Annotated in this window: 22 protein-coding genes and 1 tRNA gene; 16 read left to right on the top strand and 7 right to left on the bottom strand. The window is 61.4% G+C overall.

The window, feature by feature from the left end; translation table 11 throughout:
* The first annotated feature begins 131 nt into the window (after nt 1–131).
* The 5 genes from JSS27_10230 to JSS27_10210 all read left to right on the top strand — a co-directional run bounded on the left by JSS27_10230 (nt 132) and on the right by JSS27_10210 (nt 4036).
* Nucleotides 132–1709 (top strand): serine/threonine protein kinase, encoded by a 1578-nt coding sequence (locus JSS27_10230; protein ID MBS0209321.1) that lies wholly within the window; start codon nt 132–134, stop codon nt 1707–1709.
* Nucleotides 1710–1940: 231 nt separating this feature from the next.
* Nucleotides 1941–2013 (top strand) — tRNA-Glu (locus JSS27_10225).
* Between the two features lie 364 nt (nt 2014–2377).
* On the top strand, nt 2378–3157 hold the full coding sequence (locus tag JSS27_10220; GenBank protein MBS0209320.1) for a TIGR04255 family protein: 780 nt from the start codon (nt 2378–2380) through the stop codon (nt 3155–3157).
* Nucleotides 3158–3159: 2 nt separating this feature from the next.
* Nucleotides 3160–3636, top strand: a complete 477-nt coding sequence (locus tag JSS27_10215) for a hypothetical protein (GenBank protein ID MBS0209319.1) — start codon at nt 3160–3162, stop codon at nt 3634–3636.
* Nucleotides 3563–4036, top strand: a complete 474-nt coding sequence (locus tag JSS27_10210; GenBank protein MBS0209318.1) for a hypothetical protein — start codon at nt 3563–3565, stop codon at nt 4034–4036. Before JSS27_10215 ends, JSS27_10210 begins: the two co-directional genes overlap by 74 nt.
* 89 nt (nt 4037–4125) lie before the next feature.
* Here the strand turns inward: JSS27_10210 and JSS27_10205 are convergent, their stop codons facing one another.
* On the bottom strand, nt 4126–4314 hold the full coding sequence (locus JSS27_10205) for a hypothetical protein (protein MBS0209317.1): 189 nt from the start codon (nt 4312–4314) through the stop codon (nt 4126–4128).
* A 327-nt stretch (nt 4315–4641) separates the two neighbouring features.
* Between JSS27_10205 and JSS27_10200 the strand changes: the two genes are divergently transcribed.
* The 3 genes from JSS27_10200 to JSS27_10190 all read left to right on the top strand — a co-directional run bounded on the left by JSS27_10200 (nt 4642) and on the right by JSS27_10190 (nt 7481).
* A complete protein-coding gene (locus JSS27_10200; protein MBS0209316.1) occupies nt 4642–5481 on the top strand; it encodes an aspartyl/asparaginyl beta-hydroxylase domain-containing protein in 840 nt (279 codons plus the stop codon).
* Nucleotides 5482–5842: 361 nt separating this feature from the next.
* Entirely contained in the window at nt 5843–6922 is a 1080-nt protein-coding gene (locus JSS27_10195; protein ID MBS0209315.1) for a class I SAM-dependent methyltransferase, read from the top strand.
* Nucleotides 6923–6971: 49 nt separating this feature from the next.
* On the top strand, nt 6972–7481 hold the full coding sequence (locus tag JSS27_10190; protein MBS0209314.1) for an N-acetyltransferase: 510 nt from the start codon (nt 6972–6974) through the stop codon (nt 7479–7481).
* A gap of 158 nt (nt 7482–7639) precedes the next feature.
* On the opposite strand, the gene JSS27_10185 is transcribed toward JSS27_10190, so the two are convergent.
* From JSS27_10185 to JSS27_10175, 3 genes are all read right to left on the bottom strand, one after another.
* A complete protein-coding gene (locus JSS27_10185; GenBank protein ID MBS0209313.1) occupies nt 7640–8956 on the bottom strand; it encodes a hypothetical protein in 1317 nt (438 codons plus the stop codon).
* 62 nt (nt 8957–9018) lie between these two features.
* Nucleotides 9019–9615, bottom strand: coding sequence for a protoglobin family protein (locus JSS27_10180; GenBank protein MBS0209312.1), 597 nt, complete (start codon nt 9613–9615; stop codon nt 9019–9021).
* Between the two features lie 612 nt (nt 9616–10227).
* A complete protein-coding gene (locus JSS27_10175) occupies nt 10228–10977 on the bottom strand; it encodes a hypothetical protein (GenBank protein MBS0209311.1) in 750 nt (249 codons plus the stop codon).
* A gap of 461 nt (nt 10978–11438) precedes the next feature.
* Between JSS27_10175 and JSS27_10170 the strand changes: the two genes are divergently transcribed.
* Nucleotides 11439–12707: a tetratricopeptide repeat protein gene (locus JSS27_10170; GenBank protein MBS0209310.1), complete on the top strand. Its 1269-nt coding sequence runs from the start codon at nt 11439–11441 to the stop codon at nt 12705–12707.
* 64 nt (nt 12708–12771) lie between these two features.
* Here JSS27_10170 and JSS27_10165 read toward each other — a convergent pair whose 3' ends face one another.
* Nucleotides 12772–13149 (bottom strand): STAS domain-containing protein, encoded by a 378-nt coding sequence (locus JSS27_10165; GenBank protein ID MBS0209309.1) that lies wholly within the window; start codon nt 13147–13149, stop codon nt 12772–12774.
* A gap of 660 nt (nt 13150–13809) precedes the next feature.
* Between JSS27_10165 and JSS27_10160 the strand changes: the two genes are divergently transcribed.
* The 7 genes from JSS27_10160 (at nt 13810) to JSS27_10130 (ending at nt 20433) form a co-directional block, all read left to right on the top strand.
* Nucleotides 13810–14214 (top strand): cupin domain-containing protein, encoded by a 405-nt coding sequence (locus tag JSS27_10160; GenBank protein MBS0209308.1) that lies wholly within the window; start codon nt 13810–13812, stop codon nt 14212–14214.
* Nucleotides 14215–14367: 153 nt separating this feature from the next.
* The gene (locus JSS27_10155) at nt 14368–15864 is read left to right on the top strand and encodes a Gfo/Idh/MocA family oxidoreductase (protein ID MBS0209307.1); all 1497 of its coding nucleotides are present in this window, start codon (nt 14368–14370) and stop codon (nt 15862–15864) included.
* Nucleotides 15865–16026: 162 nt separating this feature from the next.
* Complete coding sequence (locus tag JSS27_10150) at nt 16027–16539, top strand: N-acetyltransferase (GenBank protein MBS0209306.1); 513 nt, start codon at nt 16027–16029, stop codon at nt 16537–16539.
* 106 nt (nt 16540–16645) lie between these two features.
* Nucleotides 16646–17386 (top strand): DUF1080 domain-containing protein, encoded by a 741-nt coding sequence (locus JSS27_10145; protein ID MBS0209305.1) that lies wholly within the window; start codon nt 16646–16648, stop codon nt 17384–17386.
* 138 nt (nt 17387–17524) lie between these two features.
* Nucleotides 17525–19300, top strand: a complete 1776-nt coding sequence (locus JSS27_10140; protein MBS0209304.1) for a site-specific DNA-methyltransferase — start codon at nt 17525–17527, stop codon at nt 19298–19300.
* The gene (locus JSS27_10135) at nt 19300–20055 is read left to right on the top strand and encodes a GIY-YIG nuclease family protein (protein MBS0209303.1); all 756 of its coding nucleotides are present in this window, start codon (nt 19300–19302) and stop codon (nt 20053–20055) included. Before JSS27_10140 ends, JSS27_10135 begins: the two co-directional genes overlap by 1 nt.
* A 12-nt stretch (nt 20056–20067) precedes the next feature.
* Complete coding sequence (locus JSS27_10130; GenBank protein MBS0209302.1) at nt 20068–20433, top strand: hypothetical protein; 366 nt, start codon at nt 20068–20070, stop codon at nt 20431–20433.
* Nucleotides 20434–20474: 41 nt separating this feature from the next.
* Here JSS27_10130 and JSS27_10125 read toward each other — a convergent pair whose 3' ends face one another.
* Together JSS27_10125 and JSS27_10120 are read right to left on the bottom strand one after the other, a co-directional pair.
* Entirely contained in the window at nt 20475–23018 is a 2544-nt protein-coding gene (locus JSS27_10125; protein ID MBS0209301.1) for a DNA gyrase subunit B, read from the bottom strand.
* A 242-nt stretch (nt 23019–23260) separates the two neighbouring features.
* Nucleotides 23261–23560 (bottom strand): DUF721 domain-containing protein, encoded by a 300-nt coding sequence (locus tag JSS27_10120; protein ID MBS0209300.1) that lies wholly within the window; start codon nt 23558–23560, stop codon nt 23261–23263.
* Nucleotides 23561–23602: the final 42 nt, after the last annotated feature.

The following is a 23602-nucleotide window of genomic DNA, read 5'->3' as shown; positions in this document are numbered from 1 at the left end:
GCTAGTTGCTGGTTGCTAGCAAAGAAGAGCTCGAATCGAAATGAACGACTCCATGCAATTGTCCAAACGACACACGACAGCAGCATCTCACTTGCAACTAGCAACCAGCAACTAGCAACTTCTCTCCCCCTATGCCCGACTCCCCTGCTACTCCCGACGAACCTGATCTCGCCGGGCAGGCGTTGGGCGACTACCAGTTGCTGCGTCGCTTGGGCCAAGGGGCAATGGCCGAGGTTTATCTGGCCGAGCAGGTCTCGCTGCGCCGACCGGTGGCCATCAAGGTGCTGCGCAGCAGCCTGGCCGGCGACGCCACCTACGTCGACCGCTTTCATCACGAGGCGCAGGCGGCCGCGGCGCTGGTCCACGCCAACATCGTGCAGATCTACGAAGTCGGCTGTCGCGACGGCGTTCACTACATTGCCCAGGAATACGTCGCCGGCCAGAACCTGCGCGACGTCGTCTCGCGCCATGGACCGCTCGACGCCGCGCAAGCCGTCACCGTGTTGCGACAAGTGGCCCTGGCGCTCCAGAAAGCCGCCGAGCGCGGCATCGTGCATCGCGATATCAAGCCCGAGAACATCATGCTCGCGCGCAGCGGCGAGGTGAAAGTCGCCGACTTCGGCCTGGCGCGATTGACGCAAGATCAGGCGGCGCTGCGGCTGACACAAGTTGGCATGACGCTCGGCACGCCGCTGTACATGAGCCCCGAGCAAGTCGAAGGGCGCGAGACCGATCCGCGCAGCGATCTCTATTCGCTCGGCGTAACCACGTTTCACGTCCTGGCCGGCGCGCCGCCGTTCACGGCCGACACGGCGCTGGGCGTGGCGGTGCAACATTTGAAGTCGTCGCCGCCGCGGCTCGAGACCCTGCGCCCCGATCTGCCGCCGGCGTTGTGTCGCGTGGTGCATAAGCTGCTGGCCAAGTCACCGGCCGATCGCTACCAGTCGGCCCGCGAACTGTTGCGCGACCTGCGACCCTTGCTGGCCGACGGCGAAGCGTCGGGGGCCGAGATCGAAGCCCTGGAAGGGTTGGCCGATGACGATCTGGCCGGCCGCCAACAGGCTCGGCAGCAACTGACCGCGGTGATGAAGACCGTCGCACTGGCCCAGCAACAGCGCCGCCGCGCCGTGGGGCGGTTGGCAATTGGTTGTGTGATTGCGGCCGTCATTGGCGCCGGCGCGGCTTGGCTGACGCGCGAACGTCCTTTGTTGGCGCACGGCAGCGCCGCCGACGTGCCGCGCTATCCCGACGCGCGCGAGCAATTTGTCGTGGCCCAGATGCAATCGGTCAACCAGGAAGCCTGGCTGCAAAGCGTCGAGCGGTACTTCCCCGCCGACGAGTATTTTGTGCCGCGGTCGCAGCAAGAGTTGGCACGTTACTACTTGCGGCACCATCGCCCGCACGAGGCGCTGGCCATTTGCGAGCAACTGGCCCGCCGCACGTCGGCCGGCAACGAAGAGTTCCGTGCGTTCGGACTGGCGGGCATCGCCGTCGTGCGAGCGATGCAGGGTGACTCGGCCGGCTCGGCCCAGGCGCTGGCCCAGTTGTCGCCGATCCGCCGCCGGCTCGACCCCCAGATGGGCGCGCTGGTGCAGTACGCGCTGAATCAAAGCCGCAAGTCGATCGACCAGCAAGCGCAGCGCGAGTGGGACGACTGGCTCCGGTCGTTACCGCCGCCGGAACCGACAACGAGCGGCGAGACGAACTAGGCGGCAATGCGCGTGCGGAAGAAGACCAACCACGACGACACCACGGGGGGAAGTGATGAATGCGGAGTGATGATTGATGAATGGGGAAGCAATGGCCACTCATCACTCAGCATTTCCCTCATTATCCTGCGATTTCGCGGTCCACCGGGCCGGTTGACAACCTGGGGGGTCGCCGTAAAGATAAAAGTTCGTTTCGCCCGGGCGGGTAGCCGCCAGGGGCGCAGGCGACACGCCCCTATCGTCTAGAGGCCTAGGACACCGGGTTCTCAGTCCGGTAACCGGGGTTCGAATCCCCGTAGGGGTACTGTGCATTGTTGCAAGTAGTCGCAAGAATTAGCAAGCCCCGGCAAAACCGGGGCTTTCTTTTGCGCTGGCTTCGGCGCTTACAAGTTGCCGCGAATCTTGGCGTGCATTGATTGAGTCGCTTGATCGTCACTGTGAATCGCGCGTTTGAAATGATCGTCCGCTACTAGCCGTAGTTTTTCCCGCGACCGATTCCCTGTTGCCTGCCCAAGATGAGCCGACCAACGCTTTGCGGATACAATTTGCCGAGAGGACGAAGGACTCGGTGATGACCTAATAGTCTGTTCGGCGCGTCAGCATAACGCCGGTAAAATAGCTAACCGCGAAAGGGTACGCCCTCAACCCCTTAAGACGAGATTACGGCCGTGGCATTTCATCTCGACTTGAACGAAACATTTCCGCACTTGGGCGATGCGCCCATTGTCGAGGCGGTCTTCAATTGGCAGTCGCGACCCGTGGCCGCTTGGACCGGAAGCACCATTCATGCCGAATTGGCGAATCGGCTACCCGAATACTCTCAACGCGAGCAATTGAGAGCCTTGCAGTTTCATCTGCAGGCCTCTTTAACCGGGGCTCATCCAGCGGTCGCTTCAACGCAGGACAATTCATGGCAGGGACTGCGTTTGACCACCGACGACCGCCTCAATGTTGCTGTCTTCAGCCGTAACGGTTTGGCGGTAAGTAGGCTGAAGCCCTATAGCAACTGGGAGACGTTTTCCGCTGAAGCGACCCGTCTGTGGCACGTCTTTGTCGATTTAGCTCAGACTAACGAGGTCAGTCGGCTGGGCGTGCGGTTTATCAATCGGCTGTCATTGAGCGCGGCGGTCACAATCGATCAAGTACTCCGCGATCCACCAACCTGCCCCGCCAACCTGACACTACAAGGGTTCTTGTATCGCAGTACGTTTGCCGTGCCAGGTGAATCGTTGGGAGTAAATGTTGCCAAGACGGAACAGCCGGCGCGCCCTGGGCAAACAAGTTCGGCCGGGCTCATTATTGACATTGATGTCTTTACGAATGAGCCGTTTACATGCGATGATGGAGCACTAGCGGATCGACTCGCCAAATTCCGATGGTTAAAGAACAAGGTCTTTTTTGAGTTGCTCAAGCCGGAAGCGATCGAACAACTCCATCCGGGGGAATAGCCGTGCTAGCATTGGATGTGCCAACCGCGTTTAGCGACGAGGCAATTGCCGTTGAGAAATTAACGCGGGAAGAAATCGAGCGTTTTGTTGACTCGGAGTCATTGGGCATTGGTTCGGCCCTTCGCGAGCTAAATCGGGTCTGCCAGGATTGCCAGTTGCCCAACTGGGACGGCGACGGCGCTTTGGCGGTTGAGGATGCCAGCTGCTACAACGCAGAACGGCTGTTGCGATCATTACCGTGGGACTGTCCACTCCCCGAAGTGGGCGTGGAGACTGACGGGCAAATTACGTTGGATTGGCACCGTTCACCACGGTCGACGGTATCGATCAGCATTACCCCGGAGGCAAATTTGCATTATGCGGCGTTGTTTGGCGCTTATCCGAGCTATGGCACAGAGCCATTTTTTGGCGAAGTTCCTGAAACTATTTTGTCGCTCATCCGGCGAGTCGGGCTCAACGACCGATTCCAGCAGCGCTAATACCGAACAAGTTGCTCCCGCCGAGCTTCTCGCTCGCTTTCTCCTGCAAAGCGACTGGTTTGGAAGCGATGGAAAAGTGCGGTACAAGGCGTTCATGCCGCACCACACACGCCTTGATCTATCGGTGACGCGCCATCGCTCGCTCGCAATAGCAGACCTATGGCGAATTGGCCATGCGGTCGCAGATGTAACCCGCCGAACGCTATATGGCCGCGCTGACGTATCGGTGCAAAGTTGTCTCTCGCTCGAATTAAGGGTTGAAGAGACGCTTTTGGATGGCAATCCGAATCATGCCGACGTTTTGGGTTGGCCAAACGACAAGCCTCAGCAAAAGTCGCTCGCGCAGCAACTGGCAGCGGCTTCAACATTCGTCCCAGCTGAGAATTTTGATGCCCCATAGGCGACGATCCTAAAAACGGCGTCGTCGAATGTCGTGCCATCGAATTCTTGCGGCTGGTTTTTCGTGCTGGCTCACGCCCCGCTGTTCCGTCAGCGGATTTCTTCGCCGACTGCGTCGCATACCGCGGTCAGATTCGCGCTGCCGAGCCGACGACCCGCCATGAATCGATCGAGCGTCGAGGCCCTGACGCCTGACAACGCGACCAGTTGAGCGCGCCGGTTTTCGAGTCTGCCGATGACCTGTCGCAGCAGCTCGTCGAACAATGTTGAATCGTTCATGCTCGGTACTCGCTGATGCCTGGCGCGCCTCGCACGCCCTCATGGATGAAGCGCGCCAACATAGTCGCGACCAACACTCCTTACAACTTGCTGGTCTGCGCCACTCCCCTCGCGCTCACGCTCTCGAAACCAACACAATCGTTGGCTCGCACGCCTCGAAGTTTGCTAGCACGCTAAACGCTCGGGAAAACTCGGCTAAGCTCGCTCGGTCAGGCTGTCGATCAGCCGCCCCCCATTCTGACATTGGGCGATCCGCGGCCCCGGGGTAGAACTTCGGCCGGGCTCGATTCACCGTGCCGGAAGTTCTCGACCTGGAGGGGGCTGTTGATGCTCGTTTCTCAGCGCGCTTGGCCGCTGTCGTTGCCACGCCTCAAGCGATACGCCATTAAGGCGCTCAAACGCACCGCCTGTTTCGGGCTGGCCATCGTCTTCATCCCTTGGGTGCTGCTGGCCTATGTCGCGTGCGGGCTGCTCGACGTCGCGCGCAATCGCCCCTGCACGCTGAGCACGATCGATCGCTACTTCACCGGCAATGGCGTGCTGACCTGGCTGCTCGCGCCGTTTAACCTGCTGCTCGATGTGCTTTGCTTGCCGTACCGGAATCGGGGCATCTACACCCTCGATGACTTGCCGGCCGGCCACCGCGCCGAGATTCAGGCTCTGATCGATGCCGCCCAGCGCCGCGACCTGGTCGCCGCGCTGCGCGAACCGATGCGCGACAAGAAGCGTGGCATGGCCTTCTTTCAGTGGTATGGCCAAGTCATGCCCGCGCCGATCGACGTGCCCGAGTTCAGCCAGCCCTACCGCTACATTCGCACCGTCGGCGTCTCGATCTTCAACAAGCGGCAATCGACCGGGCTGCACTTCGGCCCGCTGCGGATCACGCTGCGGGTGTTGTACAACGTCAACCCGATCAACGACCCGAACGTGTACATCACGGTTGGCGATCACACCCACCGCTGGCGGGACAAGCCGTTGTTCATCTTCGACGACACGCTGCAGCATCAATCGGTCAACGACTCGGACGCCTTGCGCTGCTGCCTGTTTGTCGACATTCTGCGCCCGTCGCCGCTGTCGTGGGCGTTGAGCGCGATTCTGACCGGGGTGCGATTGTTGATGGCGCCGGTGCGGGCGGTGTTTTACAAGCACTGGACGTTCATGAAGTAGGCGGGGCGCCTGGCGGCCCCTGCCGGCTTCTGGTCACTAGCGCCCCGCCGACGACAAATTGTCGGTGCTGCCCCGGCAAGGGCTATCGAAACGCCGCCCTCTCCACTCAATAACCCCTCTCGCGCCGAGGGTCAGGCGAGTTGTCGAGTAGGAAGTGGCGTTCACCAGTTCGGCAAGGTATGCTCGATTCCACGTTTAGGGACGTGTGTTCGCCGCGCGGTTCCGGCGCGGCGACGGCTGATCATTCCCAGCGAACGTAACAGGGCGGTGGCAGAATGGCAGGCTGCCCCGCGCTCGTCATCGCAACGGCATCCGCGCACTTTTCTCGTCGAGTCTTCTTCTCAGGTTTGGGGGTAGCATCGTGAAGCGTCAATTGCGCTTTTTGCCGGACACTCTCATCAACGGCATTTCCTACGGCGTTCTCAACTACCTGATTCACTCCCCCAAACCGCTCGACGAGCAGGCCACCTGGGACTTTATCACGCGACGCGAGCCCGACTGGCAGCGCTGGATGCGTGAAGCCTATCCGCCGTCGTGGATGCGCAAGCTCGTGCTGCGCCGCGCGCAATATCGCGCCGCCAACCTGGGCATCGAAGAGCACTACGACGTCTCGAACGAGTTCTACAAGCTGTTTCTCGATCGCGAGTTGATGTTCTACTCGTGCGCCGATCACGTCACGGGGCACGAGACGTTGGAGCAAGCCCAGGTGATCAAGGCCAACCACTTGCTCAGCCTGATCGACCCCAAGCCGGGCCAGCGGATTGCCGAGCTGGGCTGCGGTTGGTGCTCGATGCTCCGGCACGTCGAAAAGCACACCGGCGACCGGGACAACCTGTGGGGTTACACGTTGTCGAAGGAACAGTTCGCCCACAACGCCCAGCACTACGGCTATCATGTCAAGCTCGAGAACTTCGTCACCACGACTTACGAACCCGAGTTCTACGACACAATCTATTCGATTGCCGCCTGGGAAGCGATTCGGCCCCAGGAAGTCGACACGATCGTCCAGAAGGTCTATGCCGCGCTCAAGCCCGGCGGCCGCTTCGTGCTGCACTTCTTCTGTCGCCTGCAGGACAAGTTGCCGGCGGCGATCTCGGTGGCCCAGTTGTTCTTCCCCGGCCACGTCCCCACGTCGTACCGCATGCATGTCCAGGCTTTTGAACGCGCCGGTTTCCGGATCACGCACACCTCGGTCCACGATTATCGGCCGACGCTGCGCGACTGGTTCGACAACATGGTTGCTCGCCGCGACGAGGCGCTCAAGCTAGTCGGCACCGAGACGTACAATCGGTACGTGGTCTTCTTCCCGGCGTCGTGGAAGTATTTCGACGAGCGAACCGGCGCGTTGTTCCGGTTCGTGCTGCGCAAGCCGCCGATCGACAGCGCGACGCTGCACGTGATCCCGCAGGTCAGCCAAATGGCCGCCACGTCGGGAAGTTGAGCGGACGGCGTGTTGCTCGGGCCACTGGCTTCCAACTGGCGCGCGAATGATGACGATCTCAATCCGCCCCGAAACGCCAGCCGACGTGGTTGCCGTTCGCGAAGTGAACCGACGAGCGTTTGGCCGCGACGGCGAGGCTCGGCTGGTCGATGCCTTGCGCGACGAAGGCTACGTGCGAGTGTCGCTGGTGGCCGAGGTCGACGGCCAAGTGGTTGGGCACGTGTTGTTCAGCGAATTGCCGATCGTAATTGCCGACGGTGAGGTACCGGCCTTGTCCCTGGCGCCACTGGCCGTGTTGCCCGAGTTTCAACGACGCGGCATCGGCGGCGAGTTAGTCCGCCACGGGCTCGAAATCTGCCGCGAGCGCGGCCACCGGATCGTCATCGTGCTGGGCTGGCCACACTACTATTCCCGGCTGGGCTTTTCGGCGGCGCTGGCTCGACCGATCGAATCGCCGTACGCAGGCGACGCTTGGATGGCGCTCGAATTGACGCCCGGCAGCCTGCGCGGCATCACGGGACGCGTCGAATACCCGCCGCCGTTCTCTGAGTGCGGGTAACTGGGTAGCCCCGACAACTTGTTGTCGGGGTTGCGCAGCAACAAGAGGCCAAAGGATCAACGCTCGAACGGTGGGCCGCAACGACAACACGATGTCGGTTTGATCCCTCTTGTCTACCCAATTGAGCGCGCGCATCACCATGCGATATCGATCGCTACTTACTTCGCCGCCACTGACTCGCGCCATTTGACCGGCAGATCGGGTAGCGTGTCGGCCAGGATTTCCCGAATCGCTTGCCGATCGGCCAGCGACAAGTGAGCGAACGCCTGCGTGTGATCCTCGTCGCTGACAATGCTCCACAGCCGATCAAAGACGTACGCCTTCACCTCGGGGGGCAAGGCCCGCACGCTTTCGGAATAGACCAGGTAGCTGCACGGATAGCGGAACAGCCGCCGCTCGAGATCGAAGTCGCGCAGCGAACGCCCCCGCGAATCGCGCGGGCCATGCCGCGCGAACTCGGCGGCGAACTCCGACGTGCCGGCCACGCGGTGCGTCAGCGGCGCTTCACCGCTGAACAGCAGGTACTCGACCAGCGGCTCGCCGACGCTGCGAATGCGCGAACGCGTGCTGTCCCACTGGTGATCGGCCGGCTCGCGCAGTTCGCGATTGAGCGTCGTCTGGTAATGCAGGGCCTGGCGCGTGCCAAAGTTGGCCTGCGTAATCCGGTTGTGCGCTTCGGCCTGGTGTTCCAGCACCATCAGCGCCACAATATCGCTGTGCTTCGTTAGGTATGGAGCCGTGTCGACCAATCGAGCCAGGTCCGTCACGTTCTGACCGGCGCTGTTGTCGACCACGTCGGGCACGTCGCGGGTGTCGATGACCAAATTGCCCAGGTGCCGCTGCGAACCGTGCGTGCCGGTGACGTACCAACCTCCCCAGCGTTGCTCCAGGGGGCTCGATTGATCGATCCGATAAGTCGCCGCCGACAAGATCGGCAAACCCGACGGATGGACGAACACCGACCGGACCAGATGCCCCGGCACGTTCTTCGTGGGTGACGAGCCGTGACAGATCAGGCAGTTGTCCCCTTGCCGCTGCAATCGCGGCGCGGCTTCGTTCTGCTCGAGCGTGTAGAACACGGCACCCAGCTTGGGATCGGCGGCCGAGATTTCGAGCACGTCGCCTTGCTGGCAAAAGCCGACGTAGACATCGTCGCTGAAGTACAAGGCGCGGGGCGTGGCTGGCGCGATGCGGTTGCGCTGCAGGCTGGTCTTGGAATAGACCAACGTCTGGGACGAGACCGGCACGTCGAGCGCCGCCAACAGCGACGGCAGATAGCCAAGCGCGCCGCGATGTTCCAGTTTCGCTTTGCCCGAAGCCAACTCTTCGATCAGCCGCGAGACCCGATTACGGGGCGTGGCCCGCGAGTAGTTGATCGGCTCGCGTTCGAAATCGTCGGCGCTGGCGCGCGGCGCTAGAGGGAACCCTAGCGTCACGGCCAGCATCACCAGTCGTAATGAGAACTTCTTGAACATCATCAACTCACGCTCAATGAACGCGGCCGGGGCCAATGGGCAATACGGGCCGTAACTCCTGGTCAGGCCGCTTCGGCCGGAACCAGGGCGTCTTGATAGTGGCGATTGATCAGGTCGTTTTGCAACCAGAGCAGTTTATTAAACGCCCGGAGGGTTTTCACCTCGGTCGCGCGATCGAGCCCCAGGCCGAGGATCGCGCTGGTCAGCGCGTCGCTGACAAAGCCCAACAGCGCGTTCATCTGCACCAGCGGCACGTTGATCGACTCGGAACCGGCCTTGGGCGTGTGCATCTTGCCGACCATGTCCAGGTACGAAACCATCTTGCCGTCGAAGGGCTTGGTGACCAGCGTGGCCAGGTAGCGGGCCAAGTGCTCTTTGCGATAGCGAATCATCGGGTGATCGGGGGTCACATCGGCCAGCGACGCGGGCACCATGCCATCATAACCCGACTGACGCGGCAGAAAGTGCCGCCAAGTGGCGTCGTAGTTGTACAACTTCTGATACACGGCATCGACCAGCGTCGGCACCAGCGGAGCCACCACCGAGGCGGCGCCTCGAATGCCGTCCACGTCGTCGGCGCCAAAGTCCATGAACTCGGCCAGATATTGAAAACGGTAACCCAGATCGGACTCGAGGCGCGATTCGTCGATGCGATGCATGAGATATTCCTTGGGGTGAGATACGCGAGGCGGGATGCGAGTGGCGGGCAGGGATGCGTACGGCGGCCAGGGCCAGGGTGGCCGAGGGTGTTGACCGGGCAGGACGTTTTCGTCGATCAGGGGTCGATGCAAATCGCGGGCCAACTCCCCCTGCCGTTTCGTTCGCCCGACCGCGGCCGATCAATACTGGATAGTGTTATCCAGTATTTCCCCAACCTAGACTCGGATTTTCTGGATGTCAATGTCCAGTTTATACATTTGCGGCTTTCGCGGTGGGCTGGCGACGACTGAACACGTGGCAAACCCGCGCCAGCGTGCGAAGCTGCCCGGCGCTGTGCAAATCCGCGCGCCACGCTCGTCTGTTTCCGGCTCCGACCCCTGCCTGCTCCAACCGCCTCCGGTGCAAGCAAAGGAGCGGGCGACCAGCAGACGGCGGCGCGACCGCGGCACCGGTCAACAAGCAAAGCGGGAAAGTGAGTCGAGCGTGATTCGCGCGGGGCGCTGGTCGGGCGGTTGGCCGCGGAGCCGCAAACGCTTTGCACCGGCCTGGGCCATTACCTGGCCGCCGAACATTCGCCCGTCGGAACCTCACCAGCAATTGCTGGTGGGGGCCTATTGCCGCGCCGGCACGGCGTTCCAGACGCGAACATCGTCGAACCAGCCGTCTTTGCCCGCCACGCCGAATTCGAGCTTCGACTTGGTCGCGTGGGCGATGCCCGACGACTTCAAGTATGCGACCGGCTTGCCGTCGATCGTCACGCGCATCGCGTCGCCAACCGTCTCGACGACCAGCGTGTACCAGCGGTTCGGTTCCAGTTTGGCCGGATAGGTGACGCTGCGGCCGACCAGCAGCTTGGCCACTTCGGCCTTGCGCTCGGGGTCTTTCTTCATGGCGTAGATGTCGCTGCGCATGTTGCCGTCGCGCTCGTCGATGATCGTCACGCCGTTCAGTCGCACCTGGGCTCGGCACAAGTGGCCGTAATGGGCGCCGGTGTACTTGCGGTCGTCGAACTCGACATCAATCATCGTCGCGCCGTCGAACCGAATCTTGCACTCGACGATGCTGTCCTTCGTGGGCAGCTCCAGGCCATGCACCGCGGCATGGGCCGTGACGGCCGGCTTGCCATCGGCGGCGGGAAGGTTTTGATCGCGGGTCTGCGTTCCCTTGAGCGCCCCTTGTTCGTGGGTGAAGGTCGGCACCACGCGATGCCAGGGCTTTTGCAACTCGGCGCTTTCAAAATCGTCCGAGAACAACAGCTCGCGCTTCTCGCCGATCGGCCGGTCGGACAGCGCCGGCAAATCAGCCGCCCAGACAGTGGCAGCCAACGGCAACAACAACGAAGCAATCGCGAACTTGTGCATGATGGACTCGTAAGTTGAAGGAATGCGACGGTCGAAGACGGTTTCACCATAACACTTCAGAAGGGGCCCGCGAAGCGCTGGCCTGATTATGAGTAGCACCAACAACTCGTTGTCGGTGTCGCGCAGCGACAAGAGGGCCGGAGGAATCGCACAAACCCCTCTTGCGGCTTGCGCCGCCCGGACAAGCGAGTTGCCAGGCTACCCTGATGCTGACAGCAGGGCAATGAGCAATTGACCCCCACCCGGCCAGCGTGGCGGCCTGTCGTTCAATTGCTCCTGTGAGCCACGATCGTTAGCCCGGAAAGCTCGTCGCAATGCTCTCGGCGCGACTGGTATCGGATTTGCGACATTTCGACTTCCGCGACATGCCGCGCGGTGTCGATGCGTTGACCGGCGCGTGGCATGCGACGCGAGGATGGTTCCTCTTCACTTAACGCACTCCCGAGATCGGAGCTTCGACCATGTTCACGACGCTAAGAAAATCTGTGCTGTGGATCACGACCGCGATGATTGTCGTGGCGCTGGCAATGCCGACAGCCTCATGGGCGCGCGGCGGTGGTCGCGGCGGTGGAGGGGGAGGCCGAGGCTTCAGCGGCGGCGGTGGCCGTGGCTTTAGCAGCGGCGCCACTGGCAACGTCCACGCGAACAACGGCGTCGTCGGCCGCAGCTTCAATAGCGGCGCTACCGTGAACGGCAACCTGGGCAGCCACACGTCGAACTTCCGCGGCCCAACTGCGAGTGGCAACCTTTCTACCCGCGCGTTCAGCAGCAACCCGGCCGCACGCACGTTCGGCGCCAACGCCGCCGGTCGCGCGAACTTCTCGGCGCGGAACTTCCGCGCTTATCACGCCGGAGTGAATGCTGGCCTGGGCGCTAATCGCCTCGGCGCGTACGGCGGCATGGGGCCCTATGGCATGGGCTACGGCGGCTTGGGCTATGGTCTGGGCATGGGCGGGCTCGGCTATGGTTTCGGCTATCCGTTCTTTGGCATGTACGGCCTCGGCGGACTTGGCGGCCTGGGCTATGGCATGGGAGGCTTCGGCGGAGGTTACGGGGGTGGCTATGGCGGAGGGTATGCCGCCAACGCGCCGGCCAATGGGCCGGTGAACGCCGGGCCACCGACCGACGAGCAGGTTCAACTGGCCAACGACTTTGAAGCCCGCGGCGAAGCCGACTTCAAGGCGGGCAACTACCAGGCCGCGGTGCAAGACTTCCAGCACGCGCTGGTCGACACACCGCACAACGGCCCGGTGATGTTGCTGTTGGCCCAAGCTTTGTTCGCGACGGGCCAGTTCCAGCCCGCCGCCGGCGCGGTGCAACTGGGTATGCAGATGGTGCCGGAGGATCAATGGGGCAACGTCGTCAAGCACTACTCGGACTTGTATCCCGACAACAATGACTTCATCAACCAGACGAAGGCGCTCGAGAACGCCCGCAATGCCAACCCAGCGGACCCGGCGTTGCACTTCTTGCTGGGCTATGAGTTCGGCTATCTCGACTATCCGCAGCAAGCGGTGAAGGAGCTCGACGCGGCGCTCAAGGCGCGGCCGCAAGATCGGGGCGCGGCCATGATGCGGAACATGTTCGCCTCGCAAGCGAACATGCCGCAGATCCCGTTGCCAGCGGCCCCCGAAGCGCCCAAGCCGGGCGCGCAACCCAGCGGCCCGCAGCAGCAACAGACGAATGCCACGCCGACCGACGCCTCGGCGCAACGGACGGCTGGGCGATAGTAATGCTTAATTACAGACCGGTATCGCCAAGCGCCGGCTTTCCTAGTTAAGTATTTCGCATTTCTCACCGCGGCTTTGCCGGCCGGTGTCCCATCACGGCGTCGTTGCGATTGGGATAACAGGGCAACGCGCCGTCGAGCCGCGAAATGCGCAGCACTTCTTCATTGGCGCTGGTCAGATTGCACAGCCGCAGCACGCCTCCGTGGGCATGCAGCCGCTTCGACACCAGGATCAACTGCCCGCACAGGTAGCTGTGCAACAGGCCGATCTGGTCGAGCTCGAGCACGACACGATGGATCATGTGTTCGTCGATGATCCCCCACAGCGTCTCGGCCACCGGCAAGGCTTCCTGACCCTGGTCGAACAGCAAGTGCGGGCGGATGAACAGCCAATCGGGGCCCCGATCGACATCACACGAAATGTTAGTAGCGGCAGATGGCATGGCGAACCTCCTTCAGGGCCAACCAGCGGCCAGGGGCAAACGGTGCCGGCCGGCCCAGGCGAACGACACGAACAGACTTGGCTGTCTCAATTCTACCCGTGTCGGCCGCTGGTTTCCAAGGTTCTGCCGAAGTTGAAATGCTTGATGCGTGATGCATCCTGAAGGGCGATCTGGAGTTAGTGGGTAGCCCAGGTTGCTCGTCAACCGTTACCTGGGAGAACGCGGCGGCGCAGCCGCAAGAGGTGTTACCTTGGCCATCACTGCCCGATCGACGCGGCTCTCGCTCTGAACGTCCGCCCAGTGCCTCTTGTTGCCACGCAACACCGGTTGGCAAGCAACCGGTGCTACCCGATGTTCGTCTTCGCCAAAACAACCAGCATCCATCGTCACGAGGCCAGCGCTAACCCTTCTCCCACCGGGCTGAAGATGGCCGATAGGTCGGATGAGGGTTCCGCCTGTGCCCGGAGTCGCGCCCGACTGACGCGCGACCCTCATCCGTCGGCTGCGCCGCCACCTTCTCCCCGGGGGAGAAGGGTTCATTAGCATACTCGCGCACGCCTGACGTCATCGCTCGGCCGCGTCGCGTCTGGTACGCTCACTGATGAGCGGCGCGCTACCTCAACAGTGCCCCGCGCCCTCCGCATCCCCAGGAGTCGACCTATGGACATCACCCGCCACGGCTCGCAGGCTTCTCGTCCCGGGCCGGCTGAGTGGTTCACCGGCGCGGTTAGGATCGATCCTTTGTTTCAGACCAGCTCGCCGGCCCGCGCGGCTGGGTCGAGCGTGGCGTTCGAGCCCGGGGCCCGGACGGCCTGGCACACACACCCGCTGGGCCAAACGATCATCGTCACCTCGGGCTCCGGCCTGGCTCAGCGCTGGGGCGGCCCGGTCGAGGCCATCGGCCCCGGCGACGTGGTCTGGTTTCCGCCGGGCGAAAAGCATTGGCACGGGGCCGGACCCACGACGGCCATGACCCATCTGGCCATCCAGGAGCAGCTCGACGGCCGGGTCGTCGAATGGCTGGAACATGTTAGCGACGAGCAATACGGCAGCTATAATCAGTAGCCGTCGCGGCAGTGGGTCAGCTCGGCGAACCGTCACCACGGGGCCATCGCCGCGCTCTGACCCCGCCACCCCACGTTATCAACTTACGCTGACCCACGAATCAAGCGAACTGACCGCCGTCGTCGCCCACCACTTTTTGTCGGAGTCAATGCCATGCAGCTCGACGTCTCAAAACTCTCGCGCCGTGATTTTGTCGAGCGTTCGCTCATGGCCGCCTCGGCCGCGCTGGCCGCCGGCACGATGCCCAATTTGACGCGCGCCGCCGAAGCCGACGCCGCGCGCCGCGTCGGACCCAACGACAAGCTGCGCGTGGCCGTCATCGGCGTGAACGGCCAGGGGGGCTCGCACGTCGGCGAGTGGTTGAAAAACCCGGACGTCGATCTGGTGGCGATCTGCGACGTTGACCCAGCCGCCTACGAGAAAGTCGCTAAGAAGGTCAAGGACCAGTCGCGCATGCCCAAGCATGTGACCGACGTCCGCAAGCTGCTCGAAGACCGCAACATCGACGCGGTCTCGATCGCCACGCCGAACCACTGGCACGCGCTGATGGCCGTCTGGGCCATGCAGGCCGGCAAGGACGTCTATGTCGAAAAGCCGTGCAGCCACAATGTGCATGAAGGGCGCGTGATTACCCAGTGGGCGCGCAAGCTGGGGCGCATCTGCCAGATGGGCGTGCAAAGCCGCAGCATGGTTGGCATGCGCGACGCGCTCGACTTCATTCACAGCGGCAAGATCGGACCCGTCAAGTTCGCCCGGGCCATCTGCTATCGACAGCGCAACAGCATCGGGCTGGTCGATACGCCGGCGCCGATTCCGCCGGGGCTCGACTTGGACCTGTGGTGCGGGCCGGCGCCGCTGGCCGCGCCGATTCGCAAGAAGTTTCACTACGACTGGCACTGGGTGTTTGAAACCGGCAACGGCGACCTGGGGAACCAGAACCCTCACGAACTCGACAAGGCCCGTTGGGGGCTGCAGAAGCAAGAGCTGCCCAAGCAGGTGATCAGCCTGGGGGGCCGGCTGGGCTACATCGACAACGGCAACGTCGCCAACTGTCAGTTGACGCTGTACCGCTGGGACGACGCGTTGTTGATTTCAGACGTGCGCGGCTTGCCGATCAAGACGCCGATCAACCTGGGCCTGAAAGCCGGCGGCCCGTTCAAGGGGGCTGCCAACATCTGGTACGGCACCGAAGGTTACGTGGTCTGCCCGAATTACAACTCGGGCGTGGCGTTCGACTATGACGGCAATCAAATCGGCAAGTGGTCCGGCGGCGAGTACCAGGCCCACTTCGCCAACTTCGTCAAAGGAATTCGCAGCCGCAACTACCAGGACTTGCACCTGGACATCGAGGACGGGCACCTGTCGAGCGCGCTGGCTCACTTGGGGAACGTCTCGTATCGGACTGGCACGGCCGTGCCGCCGGGCACGCGGCCCAGCGAATGGGTCAACGACCGCGGCGTGGCCGACACCTTGGACAGCTTCGAAGGATACCTGCGCGAGAACGAAGTCGACTTTGAACAGACGAAGTATTACCTGGGTCGCGCGCTAACGATCGATCCCAAGACGGAACTGTCGAGCGACGCCACGGCCAACGCCCTGTTCACGCGCGAATACCGCCGCGGGTACGAGCTGCCCGAAGTGAAGGGGTAAGCCGCGGGGCGCGGTGACGCAATTCGTAGGGTACGCACCCGTGCGTACCGCTCTAGCCGGATCAATCGCGACTCAATGGTACGCACGGGGTGCGTACCCTACGTGTTTTGTCACTAGCTTGCGACAGCAGCCAACTCGTTCGACCGTCAGCGAGTAAGAATGATGACCAGCGCCACCATCCGTCGCGCGGAACTCGCCGATCTGCCGGCCATTGCCGACATTTATAACGAAGCCATTCGAAACACCACCGCGACGTTCGATACCGAGGTGAAAGACCTGGCGAATCGTCGCCAGTGGTTCGAGTCGCATGGCGATCGGCATCCCATCCTGGTGATGGTGGTTGACGGCGCCGTGGTGGGCTGGGCTTCGTTGAGTCCTTGGTCCGAACGGCGAGCCTACGACGAAACCGCCGAGACCACCTTTTACGTACAGGCGAGTCATCAAGGACTCGGAATCGGTCGGCAATTGAAAGCGGCGATCATCGACGAGGCTCGGCGACTGGGCTTTCATTCCTTGATTGCCCGGGTTGCCGAGGGGAGTTCCGCAAGCCTGCACCTGAATCTACAATTTGGCTTTGTGATGGTGGGAACGCTGCGGCAAGTCGGGCGCAAATTTGGCCGCCTGCTCGACGTCCACATCTTGCAAAAGATGCTCCAGCCAGAGCGCACTTTGTAGGTGGGCGATCTCGCCACTGATCCGAGAACGCGTCATCCGGCGCGCCCTCGACTGAACACTGTCTTCAATACAACCGTATCGCCAACTACTACTCGGAGAAAACAACATGACTCGCTCGCTGACGCTGGTTTGCCTGTTGCTGATCAATTCCTTCGTCGCGGCCGCCGAACCGGCGCGGATCGCTCCACCCGAGTCGAGCGACATGCGCGTGATCTTCAACGGCAAGGATCTGAGCGGCTGGGACGGCGATCCGCGGTTGTGGAGCGTCAAGGACGGCGTGATCCACGGCGAGACGACCGCCGAAGTCCCGGCCAAGGGGAACACCTTCATCATCTGGAAGGACGGGCGGACCAAGGACTTTGAACTGCGGCTATCGTTCCGTTGCAACGCCACCAACAACTCGGGCATTCAGTATCGCTCGAAGCACATCACCGAAGGCAAGATCAACAACGACTGGGTCGTGCGCGGCTATCAGCACGAGCTGCGCAATGAAAACAAGTTGCCAAACGTGGCCGGCTTCATCTACGACGAGGGGGGCAAGCGGGGCCGCATTTGCGTGGTGGGCGAGCAGGCCGTCTGGGCAGCCGACGGCAAGAAAACGCTCGCCAGCGATCTGATCGACCAGGCCGGCTTCGAGAAGCTGTATCGGATGGACGACTGGAACGACGTGGTGATCGTGGCCCGCGGCAACAAGATTCAACACTACTTGAACAACCAGTTGATCGTCGACTTTACCGACGAAGAGCCGACGCTGGCCCTCGGCGAAGGGATCCTGGCGTTGCAATTGCACGCCGGCAAGCCGATGTGGGTCGAGTTCAAGAACCTCCGCATCAAGGCGTTTGAGTAGAGCGGAGGCGGCGCACGCGACAGCACCGCAAGAGAAAAGGCCGCTGATTTGCGTTAACTGCCTTGCCGTTTCCGGCTGAAGCAACAATGGTCAGTATTGGAGATTAAGTGCGTATTGCGGCCGCGCCGATAAAGCGCTATGATCGTATGTTCAGTAACGCGCGATTGCCAGCATGATAGCATTTGTCGTCGCGCCGCACACAGGTCATGGAGGCTGCAAGTGCCCCCCGCCCCGCACGTAAACCAGATCGTTCTTGGCGATTGCATCGAGCAAATGCGATCGTTGCCCAAAGGGAGCGTTGACCTCGTTTTTGCAGATCCGCCGTTCAACATCGGCTATGACTACGATGTGTACCGCGATGACCGCGAGTGCGGAGAGTACCTAAAGTGGTCGAAGAAATGGATTGCCGCCGTTCATCGCGTCGTCAAGGACACGGGGGCGTTTTGGTTAGCAATCGGTGACGAATATGCGGCGGAACTGAAGATCATCAGCCAAGAGGCGGGCTTCACCTGCCGAAGCTGGGTGATCTGGTACTACACATTCGGCGTTAACTGCAAGACGAAGTTCAGTCGTTCGCACGCGCACTTGTTCTATTTTGTCAAAGACGCGAAATCGTTCACGTTTCGCGCGGAGGACTTAGACAACCGCATTCCTTCCGCTCGCCAATTGGTCTATGCGGACAATCGCGCCAACCCGACGGGGCGCTTGCCCGACGACACCTGGGTGCTCCGGCCTCAAGACATGGCGGATTGTTTCACACCAGGTGAAGACACCTGGTATTTTCCACGAGTGGCGGGGACGTTCAAAGAACGAGCTGGCTTCCACGGCTGCCAGATGCCAGAGCAACTGCTCGGACGCATTATTCGGCTTTGCTCGAATGAAGGAGAATTGGTCCTCGACCCATTCAGCGGCAGCGCCACGACGGTCGCCGTTGCTAAGAAGCTGGGACGCAAATACCTGGGGTTCGACCTGTCATCGGAGTACGTCGCGCGAGGTCTGGCGAGACTCGAGCAAGTGTGTGTAGGCGATTCGCTCGAAGGTTCCGCCGAGCCGACGCTTAGTGCTCCCGCGACTCCCTCTAAGCAGGGTGGACGACCATCTGTTGCAACAAGCAGGAGAATCAAAGATGACTCACCACTCACTCTGCTTCAAAAAACGCTTTATCAGAAGGGCTTGCTGGATGCCTTCCGCGCAGCTTATCGAGGGTATTCTGTCGACCGAGTCGTTGCTGACCCCGACATTAACGCTGAGTTCGTAGGGGCGTGCGGCAAATTCGGATTGCCAGGCGATGCCAGGAATTGGAACTGGACCTTGCTTGGCATGCGAAAAACCGGTGCATTTGCCGACATTCCAACATTGAATCGAACCGAGATTGATTACGAAAGCTGCGACGCGTATTCGTTTGCAAGTGAAATTGCCTGGGGGCAACTAGTCGATCAGGGTTGCGCGAGTCTTGATACCATTCTTTGCGATCCGAACCTTGCCAAGCGATTCGACGAAATTGCACGAATGTGGGCTCCTGGTTTCACGCCGCTTGAATACCGATGGGCAGCCCTGAAGTTAAGGAAGCGTTCGAAGGACGTTCGGTCTCGCGCCAAGCTCCTGACCGACGCCCATCTAAGTCGTGGTGAACCGCTGAATAAACACAGTGCCCCTCGGTTGCCCGATTCTTCTGGCGTGTACATTGTCTTTGGCAAAGATTCCCCGATTTATGCGGGCGAAGCTAATAATCTGCGCGAGCGGATTTCTCGGCAATTCGGTGACGAAACAGAAGAGTTATGGCGCGCCTTGTCCCGGTCGCTCACCGCACGTTTCTTTCCGACAGATTGTGCCTTTTCGACAAGGCTGGCGTACCAGCGTCGTTTGGTCAACGAGCACAAGCCGAAACTGAACCTCCCTGATTCAAAGATCTGATGAAGGACAAGCTTCGGCTGGCATTCGAGAAAGCTTCGCTTGGCTACTCGCCAGATCGTGTCGTCGCCGATCCGGACTTGAGGAAAACTTTTCTTGCCGAATGCCGCGCGCTCGGACTAACGGGAACCGAAGCCACACTACTTCGCTCCTTGTTGAACTTGCGAAAACAAGGTGGCCTGCGGGGCCGCAAATCTCGTCGAACTTCGCTGCCTGACGAAGATCATTACCGGTTTGCTGCGGAGATGGCGGCCAGATTCATCGAGCGACGTGACGGCATCAGCCTGGACGCCATCATTTGTGATCCTGAGTTGGCCGCTGACTTCGATTGCGTGGCGAATCGGTTGTCACCCGGCTATTCTTCGTTGCAATACCGGTGGGCAGCCTTGAATCTTCGCAAGCGACGAAGTCTCAAGCCAGAACTGCTGAGTCGCGTCGTGAAGGCTGATGCCGTCTCGCGATTCGATTTCGCCACGATTGACTTAAATCGGGTCTCGACACGCGCGGGACTCTACGTGTTTTTAACAGCTGACCGGTGCCTCTACGTGGGTGAGGCCGAGAATCTACAGAATCGTATTCGAAAGCATCTCGATCATTCTGACAACAAAGGATTCGCTCGTTGGCTCTGGGAACAAGAGACTCCGAACCTCGTATTGGAAACTCACGTGTTGCCTAATGCCGTGCCAACAAGAATTCGTCGTGCTCTCGAGTCAGAGATGATTGAGTCGAGGAATCCTGTTTTCAATGTGAAGCGATGAAGCGGGGCGCTGATGAATGAGAAAAAGTCGATTGCCGAACTTTCTCTGAGCTTTACCGGCGCCTATGAGTCTGAATTGCTTGCCGAGCTAATGCTTCGCCATTGGTCGCATCCGCTCGCTTCGGATGCCGAGTTCAGGCATCATCTCCTTGAGACAGCGGCAGAGATTCTGAACGATTCTGTGACAGGCGTCAGGTTCATTGAGGATCTGCGCCCGGAGTATATGAACCTTGTCGCAGCGTTGTGGATGGCTGAGTCGACGTTTCTGGCGAATGACAGCTCCGTTCGTGAAGACGAACGATCAGGACGCGAAGCGTGGCTTGCAAGTATTCGACGTTCCGTGCCGTCCTGCTTTTGCGATCCAGAGTGTCTCGACTAGAACCGCGAGCGCGCTTCTCGTAATCTCGCCGATCCCCGCACCTACACGTCCAAGTTCTTCGCCTCGATCGCGTACTTTTCGATGAACTCGCGGCGGGGTTCCACCTTGTCGCCCATCAGAATGTGGAACAGCTCGGCGGCGGCCTTGGCGTCTTCCATCTGCACCTGCAACAGCGTCCGATTCTCGGGATTGAGCGTCGTGTCGCGCAGCTCCTCGGCGTTCATTTCGCCCAGACCTTTGAACCGCGTGATCTTCAACGTCTTCTCGCCCGCCGTGCGGACCTCGGGCAGCAAATCGCGCAGATCGTCCAGCCCCGCTTCGCTGTCGCCACGCTCGAGCTTGTAGCGCGGCTCTTCGGTCCCCGTCCGCTCCTGGGGCAACAGCGCGTTGATGTCAAAACCCATTTGGGCCAGATCGGCCAACGCCTTGTTCAACGAGCGGACTTCGTGCAACTCGACAATGTGCAACCGCGTCGTCGGATGACCGTTCCCATCGGCGCCAGCGCTGCCGTTCGATTCAGCGCCCGCCGCATGCTGATCGCCGACCGGCGCGCCGGGCGCGCCGTGGGCGTGGTGCTGGCTGTCGTCGATGTTCACCGCGCCGCCGCTGGCTTGTTCCTGGGCGGCGACGAACTTGTCGCGGGCCTCGGGCGTGGTGAACCAGTGCTCCTGCGTGCCGAAAAAGACGTGATACACCGGCAATTTGCCCGTTGCCGGATCCTGGCGCAGGGCGTGCTGGCGCAGGCTGATGCCGCGGCGTTCAAGCGCGAACAGCGACTCTTCCAGCGTGCCGAGAATGCGGCACAGCTTGGCCAGTTCGTCGCCAGCAATCCTCCGCGACGGGTCGGGCACGAATGTGCAGTCGGCCAGGCCCAGCCCCAGCAGCCGGCCCTTCATCTCGTCTTCGGTCTGGATGTAATAGGTTTCCTTCTTGGACTTCACGCGGAACAGCGGCGGCTGGGCCACGAACACATGCCCGCCTTTGACCAGATCGTACATCTGGCGATAGAAGAAGGTGAGCAGCAAGGTGCGGATGTGCGAGCCGTCGACGTCGGCGTCGGTCATGATGATGATTTTGCCGTAGCGGCGCTTGGTCAAGTCGGTGTCTTCGCCAAAGCCGATGCCGATGGCCGAGATCATGCTGCGAATCTCTTCGTTGGCCAGCACTTTATCGTCGCGTGACTTGTAGGCGTTGATAATCTTGCCGCGCAGGGGCAAGATCGCCTGGTATTCGCGCAGCCGGCCACCCTCGGCGCTGCCGCCGGCCGAATCACCTTCGACCAGGTACAACTCGCACTTATGCACGTCGCGGCTGGTGCAATCGCGGAGCTTGCCGGGCAGCCCGCCGCCCGAGAGCGCGCCTTTGCGGTCGCGCAGCAATTGCTTCGCCTTGCGCGCCGCCTCGCGCGCCTCGGCCGCCAGCATGGCCTTCATGACAATGGTGCGGGCGATCTTCGGGTTTTGTTCCAGGTACTTGGTCAGGTAATCGCCGACGATCGAGTTGACGATGCCTTCGACTTCGGGGTTGTTGAGTTTGCCCTTGGTCTGCGCCTCGAAGTGCGGGTTCGGCACGCGGACGGCCACCACCGCGGTCAGCCCTTCGCGGAAGTCGTCGCCCGTGGGCGTCAGATCCTTGTAGATGTTCTCGCGCTTGCCATAGCTGTTGAGCGTGCGCGTCAGCGCGGTGCGAAAACCCGACAGGTGCGTGCCGCCGTCGATCGTGTTGATGTTGTTGACGTAGCTGAGCATGATGTCGGAGTATTCCGACGTGTACTGCATGGCCACTTCGACCGACACCTCGTCCTGCTCGCCCGCGATGTAGACCACGTCGGTGGCCGCCTCGGAAGCGCGGTTCAGGTGTTCGACAAACGCCAGCAGGCCGCGCTCGTACTGGAACGTCTCGCCTTCGCCCGAGCGTTCGTCCTTGAGCGTGATGCGGATGCCTTTGTTCAAAAAGGCCAACTCCTGCATGCGGCGGTGCAGGATCGTGTAGTCGAATTTGATCTGGCCAAAAATCTCGGGGTCTGGCTTGAAGGTCGTCTTGGTCCCCGTGCCCGAGGCTTTGCCGACGCGCGTGACGGGCCCTTCGGGAACGCCGCGGACGTATTCCTGCTGGTACAGCGCGCCATCGCGGCGGACTTGCACCTCGCACCACTCGCTGAGGAAGTTGACGGCCTTGACGCCGATGCCGTGCAGACCACCCGAGGTTTTGTAGACCTGCTTGTCGAACTTGCCGCCGACTTTCAGCTTGGTCATCACCGCTTCGAGCGTCGAAATACCCAACTCGGGATGCGTCTCGACCGGAATACCGCGGCCGTCGTCTTCGACCGTGCAACTGCCGTCGGGGTTGACGGTGACGTAGATGTCCTTGGCAAAGCCGGCCATCACCTCGTCGATCGAGTTGTCGACGGTTTCATAGACCAGATGGTGCAAGCCGCGGGTGCTGGTGTTGCCGATGTACATGCCGCTGCGCTGGCGGACGTGTTCGACGTCGCTCAGAGCCTGAATCTGCTCGGCGCCGTAATCGGCGGGCGCTGCGGGGTTCTTCGGCTGTTCATCAGACGGCTGGGCGTTGGCTTCGCTCATATCAGTTTCAAATACCTGCGGGTAATTTTGGTCGTGTTTCAATCTCAACCCTCGCCCCTTGTGGGAGAGGGTGGCTTGCGCAGCAAGCCGGGTGAGGGGTATGTGTCAAGCTTGTGCGATTCAGCAGTTGCTACGTTGACCCTCATCCGGCCTATCGGCCACCTTCTCCCGGAGGGAGAAGGGCTAGCGCATGCCGCGGGATGGTGGTCGGTGTGGACTCGTTTCTGTTCGTTGCGCCGCGGCTATTCGACGGGGCCGACGCGGACGCGGAGATCGGTGATTTGTTCGTCGGGCAACAGCCCGGTCAGTTTCGTGATGATGCCCCGCTTCTGGTACGACAATTCCTGGGCCAGCGCGCTGTTGGCGACGATGACTTCCAGCGCCCCGCGCTTCACCTGGCCCACGCGCGACTGCCGGGCCAGCGCCGCGCCGGCCGCCTGCTGCCAGGCCTCGTCGAAGCTCGCTCCGGTCTGTTGCCGCGCGTAGCCCCGCCGCGCGGTCAACTGGCTGAGCAGGTCGGACATCTTTTGCGGGCGCGACATGGCGTTCGTTTGTGCCGGCGTTGGGGAACTGTCGGTCGTTTA

It is taken from the genome of Planctomycetota bacterium, assembly GCA_018242585.1.
Classification (GTDB): domain Bacteria; phylum Planctomycetota; class Planctomycetia; order Pirellulales; family PNKZ01; genus JAFEBQ01.
This window is presented reverse-complemented; position numbering and strand designations above follow the sequence as displayed.